This is a genomic window from Micromonospora sp. RTGN7, from assembly GCF_033804645.1.
Lineage (GTDB): Bacteria > Actinomycetota > Actinomycetes > Mycobacteriales > Micromonosporaceae > Micromonospora.
The window spans coordinates 140,684-159,369 of the sequence record NZ_JAPZLF010000011.1; the positions used below are offsets into that span (position 1 = coordinate 140,684).

General features: G+C 72.9%; 16 protein-coding genes. 10 read left to right on the forward strand and 6 right to left on the reverse strand.

Translation table 11 applies throughout. From position 1 onward, the window contains the following. Positions 1 to 48: 48 nt before the first annotated feature. Positions 49 to 1,608 carry a chitinase gene (locus SNR22_RS18320; RefSeq protein ID WP_320067816.1) on the forward strand — a complete coding sequence of 520 codons (1,560 nt, stop codon included), beginning with the start codon at positions 49 to 51 and terminating at the stop codon, positions 1,606 to 1,608. 105 nt (positions 1,609 to 1,713) lie between these two features. On the opposite strand, the gene SNR22_RS18325 is transcribed toward SNR22_RS18320, so the two are convergent. After that, positions 1,714 to 2,880: a homogentisate 1,2-dioxygenase gene (locus SNR22_RS18325; RefSeq protein WP_320067817.1), complete on the reverse strand. Its 1,167-nt coding sequence runs from the start codon at positions 2,878 to 2,880 to the stop codon at positions 1,714 to 1,716. A 94-nt stretch (positions 2,881 to 2,974) separates the two neighbouring features. On the opposite strand from SNR22_RS18325, the gene SNR22_RS18330 reads away from it, so the two are divergent. The 5 genes from SNR22_RS18330 (at position 2,975) to SNR22_RS18350 (ending at position 7,374) form a co-directional block, all read left to right on the forward strand. Then, positions 2,975 to 3,835, forward strand: coding sequence for a hypothetical protein (locus tag SNR22_RS18330; protein WP_320067818.1), 861 nt, complete (start codon positions 2,975 to 2,977; stop codon positions 3,833 to 3,835). After that, positions 3,832 to 5,028 carry a fumarylacetoacetase gene (gene fahA / locus SNR22_RS18335; RefSeq protein ID WP_320067819.1) on the forward strand — a complete coding sequence of 399 codons (1,197 nt, stop codon included), beginning with the start codon at positions 3,832 to 3,834 and terminating at the stop codon, positions 5,026 to 5,028. The genes SNR22_RS18330 and fahA overlap by 4 nt, the downstream gene beginning before the upstream one ends. Before the next feature lie 181 nt (positions 5,029 to 5,209). Further along, on the forward strand, positions 5,210 to 5,419 hold the full coding sequence (locus SNR22_RS18340; RefSeq protein ID WP_320067820.1) for a DUF397 domain-containing protein: 210 nt from the start codon (positions 5,210 to 5,212) through the stop codon (positions 5,417 to 5,419). A 166-nt stretch (positions 5,420 to 5,585) separates the two neighbouring features. Continuing rightward, entirely contained in the window at positions 5,586 to 6,071 is a 486-nt protein-coding gene (locus SNR22_RS18345; protein WP_320067821.1) for an SRPBCC family protein, read from the forward strand. Positions 6,072 to 6,120: 49 nt separating this feature from the next. Further along, a complete protein-coding gene (locus SNR22_RS18350) occupies positions 6,121 to 7,374 on the forward strand; it encodes a PQQ-binding-like beta-propeller repeat protein (protein WP_320067822.1) in 1,254 nt (417 codons plus the stop codon). A gap of 103 nt (positions 7,375 to 7,477) precedes the next feature. Here the strand turns inward: SNR22_RS18350 and hisC are convergent, their stop codons facing one another. The 4 genes from hisC to hppD are packed head-to-tail and all read right to left on the reverse strand — an operon-like array spanning position 7,478 to position 11,562. Further along, entirely contained in the window at positions 7,478 to 8,581 is a 1,104-nt protein-coding gene (gene hisC / locus SNR22_RS18355) for a histidinol-phosphate transaminase (RefSeq protein ID WP_320067823.1), read from the reverse strand. Continuing rightward, complete coding sequence (locus SNR22_RS18360; RefSeq protein ID WP_320067824.1) at positions 8,578 to 9,564, reverse strand: RDD family protein; 987 nt, start codon at positions 9,562 to 9,564, stop codon at positions 8,578 to 8,580. The genes hisC and SNR22_RS18360 overlap by 4 nt, the downstream gene beginning before the upstream one ends. Beyond that, positions 9,561 to 10,334 carry an RDD family protein gene (locus SNR22_RS18365; RefSeq protein WP_320067825.1) on the reverse strand — a complete coding sequence of 258 codons (774 nt, stop codon included), beginning with the start codon at positions 10,332 to 10,334 and terminating at the stop codon, positions 9,561 to 9,563. Before SNR22_RS18365 ends, SNR22_RS18360 begins: the two co-directional genes overlap by 4 nt. 22 nt (positions 10,335 to 10,356) lie before the next feature. Then, the gene (gene hppD, locus SNR22_RS18370; protein ID WP_320067826.1) at positions 10,357 to 11,562 is read right to left on the reverse strand and encodes a 4-hydroxyphenylpyruvate dioxygenase; all 1,206 of its coding nucleotides are present in this window, start codon (positions 11,560 to 11,562) and stop codon (positions 10,357 to 10,359) included. Positions 11,563 to 11,701: 139 nt separating this feature from the next. Here hppD and SNR22_RS18375 point away from each other — a divergent pair, with 139 nt between their 5' ends. The 3 genes from SNR22_RS18375 (at position 11,702) to SNR22_RS18385 (ending at position 15,591) form a co-directional block, all read left to right on the forward strand. Next, positions 11,702 to 12,208, forward strand: a complete 507-nt coding sequence (locus SNR22_RS18375) for an Lrp/AsnC family transcriptional regulator (RefSeq protein WP_320067827.1) — start codon at positions 11,702 to 11,704, stop codon at positions 12,206 to 12,208. A gap of 112 nt (positions 12,209 to 12,320) precedes the next feature. Next, entirely contained in the window at positions 12,321 to 13,787 is a 1,467-nt protein-coding gene (locus SNR22_RS18380; RefSeq protein WP_320067828.1) for a PQQ-binding-like beta-propeller repeat protein, read from the forward strand. A gap of 136 nt (positions 13,788 to 13,923) precedes the next feature. Then, a complete protein-coding gene (locus SNR22_RS18385; protein ID WP_320067829.1) occupies positions 13,924 to 15,591 on the forward strand; it encodes a fumarate hydratase in 1,668 nt (555 codons plus the stop codon). A gap of 61 nt (positions 15,592 to 15,652) precedes the next feature. On the opposite strand, the gene SNR22_RS18390 is transcribed toward SNR22_RS18385, so the two are convergent. Continuing rightward, on the reverse strand, positions 15,653 to 17,020 hold the full coding sequence (locus SNR22_RS18390; RefSeq protein ID WP_320067830.1) for a hypothetical protein: 1,368 nt from the start codon (positions 17,018 to 17,020) through the stop codon (positions 15,653 to 15,655). A gap of 127 nt (positions 17,021 to 17,147) precedes the next feature. On the opposite strand from SNR22_RS18390, the gene SNR22_RS18395 reads away from it, so the two are divergent. Then, positions 17,148 to 18,557, forward strand: coding sequence for a class II fumarate hydratase (locus SNR22_RS18395; RefSeq protein WP_320067831.1), 1,410 nt, complete (start codon positions 17,148 to 17,150; stop codon positions 18,555 to 18,557). The last annotated feature ends 129 nt before the right edge of the window (positions 18,558 to 18,686 follow it).

Below are 18,686 nucleotides of genomic sequence, written 5' to 3' on the forward strand. Positions count from 1 at the left end.
ACCCGTCGATACGTCTCCGGCGGGGCGATCCCCTACCGGGAGGACCGGATGCAGCGCAGTCCCCGAACACCGCTCCTGGCAGTCCTGGCGGCCCTCGCCACCGCCGCCGCGGCAACCCTGACCCTCGCGACCCCGGCCCTGGCCGCCGGCCCCACGGCCGCCTTCACCAAGACCTCCGACTGGGGAACCGGCTGGGAGGGCCGCTTCACCATCACCAACGGCGGCCCGGGTACCATCACCGGATGGCAGGTCGCCTTCACGCTGCCGACCGGCACGACGCTCGGCTCGTACTGGGACGCCACGGTGAGCAGCGCCGGCCAGCGGCACACCTTCACGAACCGGTCCTGGAACGGCACCGTCGCCCCTGGCGCCTCGGTGTCGTTCGGCTTCCTGGCCACCGGCGCGGGCTCCCCCACCGACTGCAACCTCAATGGTGCCCCGTGCGGCGGCGGCACGCCCACCTCCCCGCCCACCACCCCACCGCCGACCACCCCACCGCCGACCACCCCACCGCCGACGACCCCACCGCCGACGACCCCACCGCCGACGACCCCACCCCCGACCACTCCACCGGTCGGTGGGCTGCCCAAACACGCGCTGATCGGCTACCTGCACGCCAGCTTCGGTAACGGCGCGGGTTATCTGCGGATGGCCGACGTGCCCGCCGACTGGGACGTCATCAACCTCGCCTTCGGCGAACCCACCTCGGTCACCTCCGGCGACATCCGCTTCCAGCTCTGCCCTGTCGCCGAGTGCCCCGGCGTGGAGACCGAGGCGGAGTTCACCGCGGCGATCCGTGCCAAGCAGCAGCAGGGCAAGAAGGTGCTGCTCTCGATCGGCGGCCAGAACGGGCAGGTGCAGCTCGCCACCACCGCCGCCCGCGACACCTTCGTCCGGTCGGTCTCCGCGATCATCGACCGGTACGGCCTCAACGGCCTGGACATCGACTTCGAGGGCCACTCCCTCTACCTCAACACCGGGGACACCGACTTCCGTAACCCCACCACGCCGGTCGTGGTAAACCTGATCTCGGCGATCCGCTCCCTCAAGCAGCGCTACGGGGCGGGCTTCGTGCTCACCATGGCCCCGGAGACGTTCTTCGTGCAGCTCGGCTACCAGTTCTACGGGTCGGGCCCGTGGGGCGGACAGGACCCCCGTGCCGGGTCGTACCTGCCGGTGATCCACGCGCTGCGCGACGATCTCACCGTCCTGCACGTGCAGGACTACAACTCCGGCCCCATCGTCGGGCTGGACAACCAGTACCACACCATGGGCGGCGCGGACTTCCACATCGCGATGACCGACATGCTGCTCGCCGGGTTTCCGGTGGCCGGCAACGCCAATGCCGTCTTTCCTGCCCTGCGCGAGGACCAGGTCGCCTTCGGCACGCCCTCCTCGACCAGCGCGGGCAACGGATACCTCGCGCCCGCGGGCGTGCAACAGGCGGTGACCTGCCTGGTCAAGGGCCAGAACTGCGGCGGGTACGCCCCGCGCAGCGGGACCAACCCCGCCTTCCGGGGCCTGATGACCTGGTCGATCAACTGGGACCGGTACTACTCCTGGGAGTTCCGGCTCAGCCACGGTCCGTTCCTCAAGGCGCTGCCCTGACCCGGAGCCCGAAGATGATGCCCTGACCCGTCGCCGGCCGCCGCCCCCAGTGGTGGCGGCCGGCGACGGCAGTCGGGGTCACGGACCCCCGAGACCGGATCAGTCCTAGCCGCGGCGCGCCCAGGTCCAGGCGTAGCCCGGGTCCTCGCACTCGGTGGCGGCGTCGCAGAGGTCGAGGGGGCGGAACGTGTCGACCATGACGGCCAGTTCGTCGAAGAAGTCCACGCCGATCGACCGCTCGGCCGCGCCCGGCTGGGGGCCGTGGGTGAAGCCGGACGGGTGCAGCGAGATCGAGCCCTGCTCGATGCCGGAGCCGCGCCGGGCCTCGTAGTTGCCGCCGGTGTAGAAGAGCATCTCGTCGGAGTCGACGTTGTGGTGGTTGTACGGCACCGGGATGGCGGCGGGGTGGTAGTCCACCTTGCGCGGCACGAAGGAGCAGATCACGAAGTTGGGGCCCTGGAACGTCTGGTGCACGGTCGGCGGCTGGTGGATGCGGCCGGTGATCGGCTCGAAGTCGTGGATGGAGAACGCCCACGGGTAGAGGTGCCCGTCCCAGCCGACCACGTCGAACGGGTGGTTGGCGTAGACGTACCTCGTCCAACCGCGACGGTGTCGGACCAGCACCTCGACGTCCTCGCCGTCGACCAGCAGCGGCGCGTCCGGCCCCCGGACGTCGCGCTCGCAGTAGGGCGAGTGCTCCAGGAACTGGCCCCGCGCCGACAGGTAGCGCTTGGGTGGGCCGATGTGCCCCGCGGCCTCGACGGCCAGCAGCCGGACGGGCTCGTCGCCGGTGGGGACGAGGCGGTGGATGGTGGAGGTCGGGATGATCACGTAGTCGCCGGCCACCGCGTCCAGCACGCCGAAGGGCGACTCCACCCGCAGGGTGCCCGACTCCAGGTAGAGGCAGTGGTCGCCGGTGGCGTCGCGGAACAGCGGGGAAGGGCGGTCGGCCTGCACGTACGCGATCCGGACGTCGTCGTTGGCGAGCAGGTACCGCCGGCCGAGCAGCGGGTCGGCCCCGGTGCCGTCGAGCTGGTGGGTGCGCAGGTGGCGGGGTTTGAGCGGCAGGTTCGGCGCCCGGGTGACGGCCGGTGGGGTGAACTCCTCGGCGACGATGATCGCGGTCGGGGCGTGCCGGTGGTAGAGCAGGGACGAGTCGGAGGAGAAGCCCTCCTGGCCCATCAGCTCCTCCGGGTAGAGGGTGCCGTCGGGCTGGCGGAACTGGGTGTGCCGCTTGCGGGGCACCTCGCCCACGCTGCGGTAGTACGGCATGTCGCCTCCCGATTCGTCCCGTTAACCGGCCACCTGCGTCCGATAATCGGACACTGTTGTCCGTTCCTTGTAGCGTCCCGTAAGTTCTTGTCTCGTGTCAACGCAGGTGCTTCGCCTCCTCGCCGGCCTCATCGACGACGCCGCCGTCTTCCCGCCCGGCAGCGCGTCGCTGCCCGCCGCGGTCGCCGCACACCGCCGGCACCGCGACTCCTGGTACGCCGACCTGGTCGGCCCGCTGCTCGTCCCGGCTTCGGCCGTCGTCGCCGGTGAGCTGGGCCCGCTGGTCGACCCCGCCGAGGGACTCGTCATCGGGCTGATCGGCGACACCGGCATCGAGCGGCTGCCCGCCGCGCTCTCGGCCCTGACGCCGGCCGGCGTCACCGCCCGCCAGATCGAGGTGGTGGTCGCCAAGCGCGGGGAGGACCCGCAGCCCGGCCTGGCCGAGCTGCTGAAGCTGACCCGGCGGGGTGGCCCCGACGTGTACGCCGAGCTGCCGCTGACCTTCGGGCTGATGGCGGCCCTGGACACGCTGACCGCCGCCCGCGCCGACGGGGTGCCGGTCGCCGCCAAGTTCCGCACCGGCGGGCTGGCCGCCGAGCTCTTCCCGACCCCGGTCGAGCTGGCCGCCGTGATCTGCGCCTGCCGGGACCGGGGGCTGCCGTTCAAACTGACCGCCGGGCTGCACCACGCCGTTCGGCACCGCGATCCGGAGACCGGCTTCACCCAGCACGGCTTCGGCAACGTGCTCGCCGCGACGCTCGCCGCCGCCGACGGTGCCGCGGTGGACGAGGTGGCCGCCCTGCTCGCCGCGACCGACCCGGTGCCGCTGATCGATCGGGTCCGGGCCGGGCGGGACGCCGACCGGCCGCTCTGGGTGGGATTCGGCTCGTGCAGCATCTCAGAACCACTGACCGATCTGATCCGGCTGGGGCTGGTGAACGGGGGAGACGCATGACCTGGGTTACGGGTGCCGAAGGTTCGGCGTACGGGGTGCGCAACCTGCCGTACGGGGTGTTCCGGTCCGGCGGGGACGACCCCCGAGTCGGCGTACGCATCGGGGAGTTCGTGCTCGACCTGGCCGGAGCCGAGGCGGCCGGGCTGGTGCTGGCCGCCGGCGCGCTGGCCCGGCCCACCCTCAACGCGTTCATGGCGCTGGGCCGCCCGCAGTGGACCGCCGTCCGGCAGCGGGTCACCGAGCTGCTCACCGACCCCGCCCACCGGGCGGTGGTGGAGCCGCTGCTCGTCCCGCTCGCCGAGGCCGAGCTGCTGCTGCCGTTCGAGGTGGCCGACTACGTCGACTTCTACTCCTCCGAGCACCACGCGTCCAACGTCGGGCAGATCTTCCGCCCCGGCCAGCCACCGTTGCTGCCGAACTGGAAGCACCTGCCGGTCGGCTACCACGGCCGGGCCGGCACGGTGGTCGTCTCCGGCACGCCGATCGTCCGCCCCACCGGGCAGCGGGCCAGCCCGCAGGGTCCGGTCTGTGGCCCGTCCGTACGCCTCGACATCGAGGCCGAGGTCGGTTTCGTCGTCGGCGTGCCGAGCGCCCTCGGCGACCGGGTCTCCGTGGCCGACTTCGCCGACCACATCTTCGGGGTGGTGCTGGTCAACGACTGGTCCGCCCGGGACATCCAGGCCTGGGAGTACCAGCCGCTCGGCCCGTTCCTGGGCAAGTCCTTCGCCACCTCGGTGTCGGCCTGGGTGACCCCCCTGGACGCCCTCGCCGACGCGTTCGTGCCCGCGCCCGAGCAGGACCCGCCGGTGGCGGAGTACCTGCGCGACGTGCCGCATGTCGGGCTGGACCTGCGGCTGGCGGTGCAGTGGAACGGTGAGCGGCTGAGCGAGCCACCGTTCGCCGCCATGTACTGGACCCCTGCCCAGCAGCTCGCTCACCTCACCGTGAACGGCGCGTCCCTGCGCACCGGCGACCTGTACGCCTCCGGCACCGTCTCCGGCCCGGAGCGGGGTCAGGTCGGTTCGTTCCTGGAGCTGACCTGGGGTGGCGCGGAGCCGGTCAAGGTCGGCGGCGAGACCCGGACCTTCCTGGAGGACGGCGACACGGTCACCCTCACCGCCACCGCGCCCGGCCCCGACGGCACCACCGTCGCCCTCGGCGAGGTCACCGGGACAGTCCGCCCGGCCCGCTGAGCCGGCGGGGCCGCCCCTCCGAGCACCGTAGAGCCCCGGTCGCACAGATTGTGCGATCGGGGCTCTGCCCATCCGCGTTGATCGAGCCGGGGTCCGCCCGTCCCGGCGGGGCCCGACCGGCACCGCATACCGGAGTGCTGCCGGTCGTCGAGGGGACGTTCCGAAGGGCAGGAGCACGAGCATGACCGATCTCGCGGGTGCCGTCTGGCGCACCAGCAGCCGTTCCAACGACCAGGGGTTGTGCGTCGAGGTGGCGGACAACCTGGCGCGGACCGCCGGCCTCGTCGCGGTACGCGACTCGAAGGACCAGGAGGGACCGACGCTGGCGGTGAGCCCGCCGGGCTGGACCGCCTTCGTCGACGCGATCAGGGTCGGCCGGTTCCAGGCCTGATCGCCTGCCGGTAGGGCGCTGACGGCGACCACCACGTCGGCGGCGCCCATCCCCCGGGAGAGGCCCGGCTTCGTCTCTCCCGGGGCGGCCACCAGCGGTGGATTTTCCGCCGCTGGGGTCCCGCCGCACGCTCACTCCCCGTACCGTGGAGGACACGGGAGGTGTCATGTCGACGGTCACTGTCACCCACTTCATCGAGGCGCCCGCCGTCGACCTCTGGCGGGTCCTGGTCGACCTGCCGGTCCGCGTGGACTGGCTCACCACGGTCGGCGGGGTCGAGCTGCTCACCCCGGGCCCGCTCACCCTCGGCACCGCCTGGCGGGAGACCCGGACCCGCCCGGACGGCGGCGCGCAGGCGGAGGAGTTCTTGGTGGTGGAGGCCGTGCCCTGCCGGCGGCTGGTGCTCGCCTCGCCCGGCGTCGGCGTGACCTACCGGACCACCTGGACCCTGCGCACCGTCCAGCGTCGCCGTCGGCCCTGCACCGCGGTCACCGTGCGGCAGGAGGCGGTGGCCACCGCCCCGTACGGTCGCGTCCTCGCCCTGCTCTTCGGCGGCCTGGCCGCCCGCGCGGTCGAGTTCGCCTTCCACCGGGACCTCGCCGACCTCGCCCGCGCCGTCGTCGACCCGCAGGCTGTCGCCGAGGCGGCCTGACCGGGGCGATGACGGCCCCGCTGGATAGGGTGCCGGGCGGAGGTGCGGCATGGGGTTCGTGAGGGGGCGGCGGCGGGTCGCGGCGGCGGTAGCGGCGTTTGTCGGCGTCGGGGCGGTCGCGGTCGTCGTGCACCGGGTGCTCGCGCCCGCCGAGGTCGACACGCCCGCCCGATCCGGCTACCCGGCGGCGGTCACCCCGGCGATCGGGGTCGTGGGCCGGCTGCCGGTGGCCCCACTGATCGTGGATGGCCGGCTCCGCGTCTACGCCGCCACCCGCCAGGTGTACGCCGACCAGCCGGCCGACAGTCGGCACCGGGTCACCCCGTACTGGTCGTACCGGCGCTGGCCGGCGGAGGTCAGCGGGGTGGTGGCGGAGGGGACCACGGTGGTCAGCCGCTGGTCGGACGGGAAGCTGGTGGCGCTGGACGCGCGTACCGGACAGGTGGCCTGGCAGGCAGACGGCCCCGCGCCCGCCGAGGGCTGGACCGGCCGCCGCACCGGGGCCGGCGCGGTCTGGGACCCACCGGGGCTCTTCCTCGCCCGAGCCGCCGACGGCCGGGCCGGGCTGGTGGTCTCCGGGCCGGACGGGGTGCGCGGCTTCGCGCTCGCCGACGGCCGGCGGCTCTGGTCGGCGGACGTGGACGGCGGCTGCCGCACCGACGTGGGCACCACAGCGGCCGGGCAGTTCGTCGCCGTCGACCGGTGCTCCGGGTCGGCCGCCGTCGAGTTCCGCGACGTGGCCACCGGTGCGCCGACCACCCGTCTGTCGCCGACCGGGGCTACCGCCGAGCTGGCCGTCACCCCGGTCGGGTGCGTGAGCCACCGCTCCCGGTGCCGGGGCCTGCGCACCACCGGCCCGATCGATGGGGCAGGACGCGGCTGGCTGGTCGGTGACGGCGAGCCGGTCGCGGCCCCGGCCCTGGACCCGACCGGCGTCGAACTGGACGGCGAGCAGGCCATCGGGTCCGCCGACGGGGTGGTGACCGGGCGTTCCGTTCGGACCGGCGAGGAGCTGTGGCGCCGGGCCGACCTCGGGCCGGCCCGGATCGTCGCCGTCCAGCCCGGCCGGGTGCACCTGCTCACCGAGGCCAACGATCTGGTCACCCTGGACCCGAGCAGCGGCGCGGAGCGTTCCCGCTTCCCCTTGGAGGTGGGCCGCGACGGCATCGGTTGGGTGCCCGGCCTGGCGTACGCGGCGGGCGGTTACGTGGCGATGGAGCGGCTCCGCGAGCCGGTCGCCCCGGAGGCCGACGACCAGCGCTACTTCCTGTCCTCCGAACCGGTGATCCTCGCCGCCACCTGACCCCCGGGAGCCGGAGCCGGCCGCCGCCTGAGACGTCCGGCCCGGTCCGCCGTACGGTGACGGACCGGGCCGGTCCGGCCCGGAGGGGCGGCCGGGCTCCCGCTCAGCCGAGAGCCGCCTCCGCCGCCGCCAGGAAGGCGTCGTTCTCCGCCGGGGTGCCGATGGTGACCCGGACGCCCTCACCGGCGAACGGCCGGACGATCACGCCGCGCGCCTCGCACGCCCGGGCGAACTCGACCGCCCGCTTTCCCAGCGGCAGCCAGACGAAGTTCGCCTGGCTCGACGGCACGTCCGCGACGAACGTGCGCAGCGCCTCGGTGACCCGGTCCCGCTCGGCCACCACCAGCGCGCACCGACGCTCCACCTCGTCGGCCTGGGCCAGCGCGGCGAGCGCGCCGGCCTGGGCGGCCGTGCTCGTGGAGAACGGGGTGACCACCTTGCGTACGGCGGCGGCCACCTCTTCGGAGGCGACCAGGAAGCCGATCCGCAGGCCGGCCAGCCCCCACGCCTTGGACAGGGTGCGCAGCACCACCACGTTGGGCCGGTCGAGGTAGGTCAGGCCGTCCGGCACCTCGGGGTCGGTGACGAACTCCCGGTACGCCTCGTCGATCACGACCAGCACGTCCTCGCCGACGGAGTCGAGGAACCGGTCCAGCTCCGGCTTGCGCAGCGCGGTGCCGGTCGGGTTGTTGGGGTTGCAGACCAGCACCATCCGGGTCCGGTCGGTCACCGCCGCCGCCATCGCCGCGAGGTCGTGCCCGTGCGCGGCGTCGTTGGGCACCCGCACGCTGGTCGCGCCGCTGGTCGCCGCGATGATCGGGTACGCCTCGAACGAGCGCCACGAGTAGAGCAGCTCGTCGCCGGGCAGGCAGGTGACCCGGACCAGGTGCTCGGCCAGTGCCACCGACCCACAGCCGGTGGCGATCCGGTCGGCGTCCACCCCGTACCGGTCGGCGAGTGCCGTGCGGAGCGCGACGACACCCATGTCCGGGTACCGGTGCGAGCCGGCGACCGCCTCGGCGACCGCCTCCACCACGCCCGGCAGCGGGCCGTACGGCACCTCGTTGCTGGCCAGCTTGATCGCCTCGGGCAGGCCCAGCTCGCGGGCCAGGTCGGCGGGGCTGCGACCGGGCACGTAGTTGGGCAGCGTGTCGAGGTCGGCCCGGGTCAGCCGTAGCGGCGGGCGGTGACGTCCGGTCTCGGTCATGGCGTGTCTCCCGGAGGGGTAGCGGGTGGCTTCTGTGGTGCGGTGGCATCGCTGCCGGCACCCGGGGAGAGGGGTGCCCGGACCACCACGGTCTGCGCGCGCTTGTCGTGCAGCGCCTGACGCAGGGGGTGGTCGAACAGGGGCGACACCGCGTCGACGAGCTGGAGCAGCAGGCCGAAGCCGCAGCAGTACCAGAGCAGGGTGGGCAGGCCCATCGTGCTCCACCGGCGCAGCGCCCGCCCGAAGCCGAGCGGCTGGTCGGCCTCGACCGGCACGGCCCGGACGCCCATCACCCGCTTGCCGAGGGTCTGCCCCTTGGCGGCCATCGCCGGCACCTCGTAGGCGAACCAGAGCGCGGTGGCGATCAGCAGGATGGCGACCTGGAGCCCGCCGGCATGCTCGCCGGGCTGGGGCAGCCCGTCGGTGGAGGAGTCGCCGGCCATCCCCCGACGGACCACCTCCTGGAAGTACGGGGTGACCTCCTGGATGTACCGCCAGACGAACCAGCCGTTGACGACCGCGTTGAGCAGGAACACGACGCCGAAGTCGATCAGCCGGGCGAGCAGCCGGGCGCCGAAGGGCGCGAGCGGCAGCCCGTGCGGGCGCGGCTCGGGCGGGCGCCCCGGCCAGACCGGGTACGGCCAGCCGGGTGGCGGCCCGTACCCGGGCGGGGGACCGTGGCCGGGACCTGACGGGGTGCCGTTGCCCGGGGCCTGTGGCGGGCCACCCTGCGGGTGCTGCCCCGGCCAGCCGGGAAGCGGGCCGGGGCCGGCCGGCGGCACGGGCTGCTGGCCCGGGGGCGAGGACGGTTGGCCCGGGGGCGGCGCGGCGGGGCTGACCGGGGGCGGGGGCTCGACCGGGGGCGGCCCGTCCGGCGGGGTGGCGTCGACCGGGATCGGCGCGCCGATCCAGCCTCCACCGTCCCAGTACCGCCTGGTCTCCGGATCAGCGGGGTCGACGTACCAACCAGGGTTCACACTCACGGAGCAACCTTAACGACGACCGTTTGGGCGAACTTGTCGTGGAGGCACTGCTGCCAGGGCTTGTCCCAGAGTTGCCAGAGCCCGTCGACGTAGCTGAGCCCGGGCACGAATGACCCGCCGACGTACTGCACCAGGTATCGCCTGCCGGCCATGCCACGGTCGAGCGTCCGGTTCGCATCGATCGGAACCACCTTGATCTTCATGACCTTCTTGCCCAGCGTCTGCCCGGTCCGGCGCAGGTATTCGACGTGGTAGAGCCAGTAGAACCCCAGCATCAGGACGAGGACGCCCAGTTCGGCCAGGAGCAGCGGCAGAATGAAGTCGGTGAACATCGTGCTCGGGTCGGGCTCCACGAGGGTGCCGTCCGGGTTGGTCCGGGTCAGCTCGCTGAACATCCTGAACCAGATGACCATGAAGACCGGCAGGAACAGCACCATGATGACCGCGCTGGCCACGACGCCGTCGATCAGGAAGGCCAGCAGGCGGTCGCCGAAGCTGGCCAGCGGCTGCCCTCCGGGGCCGACCGGCGGCGGGGCGTACCCGGGCGGCGGCGGACCGGTCCACCCGGGCGGCGGGGCGTACCCGGGCGGGCCCGCCCAGCCGGATGGCGGCGGGCCGGCGGCGACGCCCGGCGGGGCGTAACCGGCGGGGCGTAGCTGCGCCGGGACGGCGTACCCCTGCGGAGCCGGGGCGGGGTGCGGCGCGACGCCGCCGGCGGCGGGCGGCTGCCCACCGGCCGGCGGCGTCGGGTACGTCGGAGGCTGGGTCACGCTGGACAGTGTCGCAGGTGATCTACAGGTTGCCCCGCTTCTCCTGCTCCCGTTCGATGGCCTCGAAGAGGGCCTTGAAGTTGCCCTTGCCGAAGCCGAGCGAGCCGTGCCGCTCGATCAGCTCGAAGAAGACCGTCGGGCGGTCCTGCACCGGCTTGGTGAAGATCTGGAGCAGGTAGCCGTCCTCGTCCCGGTCGACCAGGATCTTGCGGCCCTTCAGCTCCTCGATCGGCACCCGCACGTTGCCGATCCGGGCCCGCAGCTCCGGGTCCTCGTAGTACGAGTCCGGGGTGTCCAGGAACTCCACGCCGGCCGCGCGCATCGCGTCGACGCTGGCCAGGATGTCGTTGGTGGCCACGGCGATGTGCTGGGCGCCCGGCCCCTGGTAGAACTCCAGGTACTCGTCGATCTGCGACTTCTTCCGGGCCGCGGCCGGCTCGTTGAGCGGGAACTTCACCTTCCGGGTGCCGTTCGCGACGACCTTGCTCATCAGCGCCGAGTAGTCGGTGGCGATGTCGTCGCCGATGAACTCCGCCATGTTGGAGAAGCCCATGACCCGCTTGTAGAACTCGACCCACTCGTCCATCCGGCCCAGCTCCACGTTGCCGACCACGTGGTCGACGGCCTGGAAGAAGCGCTTCGGCTGGAGGCCGGCGGCGATCATCGGCTGCCGGTCCACGATCGGGCCCCGGGCGACGAAGCCGGGCAGGAACGGGCCGGTGTAGCGGGACCGGTCGACCAGGGTGTGCCGGGTGTCGCCGTAGGTGGCGATGGCGGCCATCCGCACCGTGCCGTGGGAGTCGGAGACGTCGTGCGGCTCGATCAGGCCGGTCGCGCCCTGCGCGGTGGCGTACGCGTACGCGGCGTCGACGTCCGGCACCTCCAGCGCGATGTCGGACACGCCGTCGCTGTGCTTCGTCACGTGGTCCGCGCCGGTCGCGTCCGGGCGAACCGCGCCGGTCAGCACGAACCGGGCCGAGCCGCTGGTCAGCACGTACTCGGCGTGGTCCCGGTAGCCCTGCTCCGGCCCCCGGTACGCCACGCAGGTCATGCCGAACGCGGTCGAGTAGTAGTGCGCGGCCTGTTTGGCGTTGCCGACCAGGAAGCGGACATGGTCGAGCCCCTTGACCGGGAACGGGTCGTGGCTGATGTCGTGGTCGACGGCGCCGACCAGCCGGTCGATGTCGAGTTCCTCGGTGGACCGGGGTCGGTCGATCGCCTGGGTCATGAGTGGCCTCCCTTGCGTACCGGCCGGCCTCGTCGGCCGCCGTCGGTGGACTATCTGGCGAGGATCTCCGGGCGCGGACGGTTGGGCAACAGTTGCGAAAACCCCTGGTCAGGTTGCGCATTCGGTATGGTCTTCATCCGTGACCGCTGTACAGGATGTTCAGCTTGACGAGTTGGACGCGCGACTCATCGAGCTCTTCGCCGAGGAGCCCCGGATCGGTGTGCTGGAGTGCTCCCGGCGCCTCGGCGTGGCCCGGGGCACCGTCCAGGCCCGGCTGGACAAGCTCCTCGCCCGGGGCGTCGTCCGCGGCTTCGGGCCGGACATCTCGCCGACCGCGATCGGCTTCGCGGTGACCAGCTTCGTCACCCTGGAGATCAGCCAGCGGCTCGGGCACGACGCCGTCACCGCGCACCTCGCGGCGATCCCCGAGGTGCTGGAGGCGCACACCATCACCGGCTCCAGCGATCTGCTCTGCCGGATCGTCGCCCGCTCCAACGCCGATCTCCAGCGGGTGATCGACCTGATCGTCTCGTACGAGGGGATCCGGCGGGCGTCGACGATCATCGCGCTGGCCCAGCAGATTCCGTACCGGGTGCTCCCCCTCGTCCGCTCCGCCGCCCGCGGGGAGGGGAAGGCGCACTCCTGACGCCTCCGGTGGAGCCAGGCGCCCCCTTTAACACGCCGGCCGGGCGAGAAAGCGTCGCGACACGGGCGCGCGGGCACTCGGCGCGGCGGTGATCGTCGTTACCGTGTCCGGTGTGGCGAAGGTGGGCGGCCTCAGGTTGCGTGGCTGGTTCCTGCTCGGCCTCGTCACGGTGGTCGTCCTTGCCGCGACCGGGGTCTGGAACCCGTTTCCCGGCGTGTGGGACTGGGTCGACCGCAGCGAGCCGATCTCCGAGCCGGACGTGGTCTGGCAGCAGCGCATCGGCGGAACCCCGAAGAGCGTCACCATCGCCGGCGGCGCCGTCGTCGTCGAGCAGCGTACCCGGGTCGAGGCGCGCAGCCTCGCCACCGGCGTCCAGCTCTGGGAGCGCAAGGCAGACTGGTCCGCGGTGGCCGGCGGTGACCGCGACCCGGTCGTCGCCGTGGGCAAGCTCCTGGTCAAGGGGTACGAGCTGCTCGACCCCGTCACCGGGGCGACCCGCCGCCGCGACGACGACGCGGTGGGTGTCTGGACGTATCGGAATCTCCTCCTCGACGCCCGGTGCGTCGAGGCGACCGACTGCACGCTGAGCGCCTGGGAGCCGCGCGGCACGAAGCCGCTGTGGACGGCGTTCCTGCCCGGCGTCAGCACCGGCCTCTTCGCCGACAACCCCGACCTGCTCGACACCCGCCGGTTGACCACCACCCGGATCGACGACGGGGTGGCCGGCCCGGAGGCGGTGCCCCCGCTGCTCGGCTTCCCGGTGGACGGCCGGGTGCACGTGGTGGACACCGCCACCGGGCGGGTGCTCCAGGACGTCGAGCCCGGCCGGGACGAGCGGCTCGCGGTGGTCGGCGGCCGGATGCTGCGGATCAAGGCGGTCTCCCAGGACGGGTCGTGCGCGTTCACCGTCACCGCCCATGACCCGACCACCGGCCGGGAGGTGTGGCGGCGCACCGGGATCAACCTGCGCACCGCGGACAGCGCCGGCTGCGCGCAGCGGGAGGACCCACAGGGCGCGCGGAACGTGCTGATCGGTGTCTCCCCGGACAGCCGGGAGGCGGTCATCGACGGGTACGACGGTCGGCTGCTCCAGGTCAACGGCGAGGGGCAGAAGCTGATCGCGGTCGACGACCGGTACGCGCTGGTCCGCACCGCCGACAAGCGGTCGGTCATCGCCCGGGAGTTGGGCACGGACCGGACCCGGTGGACCCGGGCCGCCGGCGGGCGCAGTGGCAGCACGCTCACCCCGTACGCGGCGGTGCTCGCCGAGGAGAAGCCGAACCGGCTGATCGCGCTGGACCCGCGTACCGGAAAGGAGCTGGTCGTGCTGCGGACCTCGGCCAACGCCCTGGCGGTGGGCCCCGCCGGCATGGTCATCGGCGAGGGCCGGGAGATCGGGTACGTCCGCTTCGGCGCGGGCGGGGCGGCCCCCGCGCAGCCGCCGGGCGGCGACGGCGGGCCTGCTCCGGGCGAACCCGGCGGTGCCCCCGGCGACATGCCCGGGGGCGGGCCCGGGGACGAGGGCAGTTGCGGGCCGAAACGGGAACTCTGTCCCGAGCACGACGACAAGGACGGTTGAGCGTGGCCCGCGCGGGCGTTGAGCGTGGCCCGCGCGGGGCGGCCGGGCGTGCCGGGCCGGGCCGGGTGAGAGCGGCGTCCCAGGACGCCCCCGTCGGGTGCCATCGTTCGGTCGGTCTGCCCTAGGCTTTCCGCTCATGAGCAGTGCCGCCGCGTTCTCGTACGCTCCCTTGCTGCCGACCGGGCCCGACCAGACCGAATATCGCCTGGTCACCGACGAGGGTGTCGACGTCGTCAACGGTCCCGGCGGGCGCCGGTTCCTCACCGTGGAGCCGACCGCGCTGACCGCGCTGACCGCCGAGGCGATGCACGACATCGCCCACTACCTTCGCCCCGCACACCTGGCCCAGCTCCGGTCGATCATCGACGACCCGGCGGCCTCGCCGAACGACCGCTTCGTCGCGCTGGACCTGCTGCGCAACGCGAACATCGCCGCCGGCGGGGTGCTGCCGATGTGCCAGGACACCGGCACCGCCATCGTGATGGGCAAGCGCGGCCGGCACGTGCTGACCGACGGGGGCGACGCCGAGGCGATCTCCCGGGGCGTCTACCAGGCGTACACGAAGCTGAACCTGCGCTACTCGCAGCTCGCCCCGCTGACCATGTGGGACGAGCGGAACACCGGCAGTAACCTGCCGGCGCAGGTGGAGCTCTACGCCGAGGACCCGGACGGCCACCCCGACGCGTACAAGTTCCTCTTCATGGCCAAGGGCGGCGGCTCGGCCAACAAGTCGTACCTGTACCAGGAGACCAAGGCGCTGTTGAACCCGACGCGGATGATGCAGTTCCTGGAGGAGAAGCTGCGGCTGATCGGCACGGCGGCCTGCCCGCCGTACCACCTGGCCGTCGTCATCGGCGGCACCTCCGGCGAGTACGCGCTGAAAACCGCGAAGTACGCCAGCGCCAAGTACCTGGACGCGCTGCCCACCTCCGGCTCGATGACCGCGCACGGCTTCCGGGACCTGGAGCTGGAGGCCGAGGTGCTGGAGCTGACCCGCAACTTCGGCATCGGGGCACAGTTCGGCGGCCGATACTTCTGCCACGACGTGCGGGTGGTCCGACTGCCCCGGCACGGCGCGTCCTGCCCGGTGGCGATCGCCGTCTCCTGCTCGGCGGACCGGCAGGCGGTCGCCAAGATCACCCCGTCGGGCGTGTGGCTGGAGCGCCTCGAAACCGACCCGGCGCGGTACCTTCCCGACGTCACCGACGAGACGTTGGACGCGGAGGAAGCCGTCCGGGTCGACCTCAACCGGCCGATGGACGCCATCCGCGCCGAGCTGTCGAAGTACCCGGTGAAGACCCGGTTGTCGCTGACCGGCCCGCTGGTCGTCGCCCGGGACATCGCCCACGCGAAGATCGCCGAGCGGCTGGACGCGGGCGAGCCGATGCCGCAGTACCTGCGCGACCACGCCGTCTACTACGCCGGCCCGGCCAAAACCCCCGAGGGGTACGCCTCCGGCTCGTTCGGCCCGACCACGGCCGGCCGGATGGACGCCTACGTGGAGAAGTTCCAGGCCGCCGGCGGCTCCCAGGTGATGCTGGCCAAAGGCAACCGGTCCGGCCAGGTGACCCGCTCCTGCCAGCAGCACGGCGGCTTCTACCTCGGCTCGATCGGCGGCCCGGCCGCCCGGCTCGCGCAGGACTGCATCAAGCACGTCGAGGTGCTCGAATACGCCGAGCTGGGCATGGAGGCGGTCTGGAAGATCGAGGTCGAGGACTTCCCGGCCTTCATCGTCGTCGACGACAAGGGCAACGATTTCTTCGCCGAGGTCACCAAGCCGGTGCTCACCGTCGGCCGCCGCTGACCGTCACGTACGCGCCCCTGCTGGCCGGCCCGCCGGGGCGCGGGCCGGCCCGGGGCGGCGGTCAGCTCGGCGCGGCGGTCAGCGGTGGCCGGCTGGCCGAGAACGTGCCGCTGACCGTCTCCGACACGATCCCGTCGCCGGTGCGGCTGTACACGGTGAGCCGGTGGATTCCGGAGGTCGTCGGGGTGTAGACCACCGACGCCGACCCGTTGACGCCCGCCGCGACCGTCTCGGCGGGACGACCGTCGAACGAGTAGACGTACTCCGTAACCCCGGTCATCCCCGGCCCGAACACGAACGTGCCCGGCGTGCCGGCCGGGGCACCCAGCCTGTTGAGGGGGTACTGCACCGAGCTGACGGTCGGCTTGGTCGCCAGGTAAAAGCGGTAGCTTGCCTCGCCCGAGGGCAGGTCGCCGGCCGTCCGGCTGCGGACGTACACGTTGTTGTAGCCCGCGACGGTCGGCGTGACCGTGACCGTGGCCCCGCCGTCCGCCGCCGCGCCCACGGTCTGTTCCGGCCCGTCGTTGACCCGGTACGTGTACTCGACCACGTCCTCCATGCGGGGAGCGAAGGTCAGGGTGCGCGGCTGGCCGTACCCGGCGGTCGGGTTGCCGTCGGTGATCGTCGGGCTCGTGTCGCGTACCCGGAACACGTAGCTCGTGGTCAGCGACGGGCGTCCCGCCCGGTCCACCGCCTGGACGCCCAGGGTGCGCGGCCCGTCGTCGTCCGGGGTCACGGTGACCGTCGCCGAGCCGCCCGGCTGCTGCGCGGCGACGTAGCCGGTCGGCCCGCCCGACAGCGTGTACCGGAAGCTGACGACGTCCGTGTCGCCGTCGGCGGCGCTGAAGGTGAACTGGCCGGGCAGGCCCGGCCCGCCGTACCAGCCGCCGTCCGCCGGGTAGTCCGTGGAGCTGACCGCCGGCTCTGCGGGGCTGACGAGGTCGACGGTGAACCGGCACTCCGCCGACCAGGCGGAGACGGCGTCGTCGTGGTCAATGGCCCGCACGGCGAACGCGTACGTCCCGCCGTCGGCCAGGGCACCGGCCGGGACGTCGTACCGGAACTGGCCGGGCGCGGCCTTCGCCCCGGACGTCCACTCGGTCCGCTGCGCCGGCTGCTCGACGGGCCACCATGCGAAAGTTGCCCGGACCTGCTCCACGAGCCCGGGCTGGGCGTCTGGATCGGTCACCGTGGCCGTGAGGTGCGGCGTCGCGGTGTCCACGAACAGGTCGTCGGTGCAGGTCCAGCCCGCGACGCGGAGACCGCCCGGTGCGTCGGGGGCGGTGTTCTCCTCGGTCGCGAGCCCGGCTGCGGCGGGGTGGCCGGTGACGGCCAGGGCGGTGGCGGTGGTCAGCAGGGCGGTGAGTGCCGCACTGCGGAGCCGGCGCGGCGCGCGTCGGCGGGAGGATCCCCCGTGTCTGTCGAACAAGTCAGTTCCTTCCGGTCAGCGGCAAAACAGTTCGACGATCTTAACTGTCAGCCCCTCCGGGGCGCGCCCGTTTTCCCTCCGCCGGCCTCCCCGCGATCATCTGCGGGCCGGCGGCGGGCGGGGCAGGATGGTACGCGTGACGACTCCAGAGGCAGCGGGCTACCGGATCGAACGCGACTCGATGGGCGAGGTGGAGGTGCCCGTCGAGGCGCTGTGGCGGGCGCAGACCCAGCGCGCGGTGCAGAACTTCCCGATCTCCGGGCGGGGGATCGAGCCGGCCCAGATCAAAGCCCTGGCCCAGATCAAGGGCGCGGCGGCCGAGATCAACGGCGAACTCGGCGTGATCGGCGCGGACGTGGCGGCCTCGATCGCTGCCGCCGCCGCGCACGTGGCCGACGGCAGTTACGACGACCAGTTCCCGATCGACGTCTTCCAGACCGGCTCGGGCACCTCGTCGAACATGAACACCAATGAGGTCATCGCCACCCTGGCCGGCCGGGAGCTGGGCCGGGACGTGCACCCGAACGACGATGTGAACGCCTCCCAGTCCAGCAACGACGTCTTCCCGTCCTCGATCCACCTGGCTGCCACCCAGGCCGTCGTCGAGGACCTGGTGCCGGCGCTGACCCACCTCGCGGAGGCGCTGGAGGGCAAGGAGACCGAGTTCGAGACAGTCGTCAAGGCCGGTCGCACCCACCTGATGGACGCCACACCGGTCACCCTGGGTCAGGAGTTCGGCGGGTACGCCGCCCAGGTCCGCTACGGCGTCGAACGGCTGGAGGGGGCGCTGCCCCGGCTGGCCGAACTGCCGTTGGGCGGCACCGCCGTGGGCACCGGGATCAACACCCCGCTCGGCTTCGCCGCGGCGGTCGTCGCCAGGCTGCGCGAGTCCACCGGCCTGCCGCTGACCGAGGCACGCAACCACTTCGAGGCGCAGGGCGCTCGCGACGCGCTGGTGGAGACGTCCGGGCAGCTCCGCACGATCGCGGTCGGCCTGTACAAGATCGCCAACGACATCCGGTGGATGGGCTCCGGCCCCCGAGCCGGCCTGCGCGAGCTGCGCATTCCGGACCTCCAGCCCGGCTCCTCGATCATGCCGGGCAAGGTGAACCCGGTGGTCGCGGAGGCGATGCGGCAGGTCTGCGCCCAGGTGATCGGCAACGACGCGGCCGTCGGCTTCGCCGGCTCGCAGGGCGACTTCGAACTGAACGTCATGCTGCCGGTGATGGCCCGCAACCTGCTGGAGTCGATCCGGCTGCTGGCCGCGTCGAGCCGCCTGCTCGCCGACCGCTGCGTGGTCGACCTGGTCGCGAACGCCGAGGTTTGCCTGGCGTACGCCGAAGGCTCGCCCTCGATCGTCACCCCCCTCAACCGTTACCTCGGGTACGACGAGGCCGCATCAATCGCCAAGGAGGCGCTGGCCAAGGAGACGGCCATCCGGGACGTGGTGATCGCCCGGGGGCACGTGGCGAACGGCAAGCTCACCGCCGAGCAGTTGGACGAGGCCCTCGACCTGCTCCGAATGACCCACCCCTGACCCGGCGCAACTCTGACAGGGCTCACCCATGGCGCAGCTTGTTCATGGCGCAGCCGCCTGGGGCGAGCATGACGGCCTGCCCGTCAGCCCGGCGGGAGGTCAGATCGGCGGCCAGGAGCTGGGACCGGG

What these genes read in the sequence shown, in the direction of transcription:
- SNR22_RS18325 (WP_320067817.1), bottom strand. Translation starts at nt 2,880, where the DNA reads ATGCCGTACTACCGCAGCGTGGGCGAGGTGCCCCGCAAGCGGCACACC.
- SNR22_RS18350 (WP_320067822.1), top strand. Translation starts at nt 6,121, where the DNA reads ATGGGGTTCGTGAGGGGGCGGCGGCGGGTCGCGGCGGCGGTAGCGGCG.
- SNR22_RS18385 (WP_320067829.1), top strand. Translation starts at nt 13,924, where the DNA reads ATGAGCAGTGCCGCCGCGTTCTCGTACGCTCCCTTGCTGCCGACCGGG.
- fahA (WP_320067819.1), top strand. Translation starts at nt 3,832, where the DNA reads ATGACCTGGGTTACGGGTGCCGAAGGTTCGGCGTACGGGGTGCGCAAC.
- SNR22_RS18345 (WP_320067821.1), top strand. Translation starts at nt 5,586, where the DNA reads ATGTCGACGGTCACTGTCACCCACTTCATCGAGGCGCCCGCCGTCGAC.
- hppD (WP_320067826.1), bottom strand. Translation starts at nt 11,562, where the DNA reads ATGACCCAGGCGATCGACCGACCCCGGTCCACCGAGGAACTCGACATC.
- SNR22_RS18340 (WP_320067820.1), top strand. Translation starts at nt 5,210, where the DNA reads ATGACCGATCTCGCGGGTGCCGTCTGGCGCACCAGCAGCCGTTCCAAC.
- SNR22_RS18395 (WP_320067831.1), top strand. Translation starts at nt 17,148, where the DNA reads ATGGTACGCGTGACGACTCCAGAGGCAGCGGGCTACCGGATCGAACGC.
- hisC (WP_320067823.1), bottom strand. Translation starts at nt 8,581, where the DNA reads ATGACCGAGACCGGACGTCACCGCCCGCCGCTACGGCTGACCCGGGCC.
- SNR22_RS18320 (WP_320067816.1), top strand. Translation starts at nt 49, where the DNA reads ATGCAGCGCAGTCCCCGAACACCGCTCCTGGCAGTCCTGGCGGCCCTC.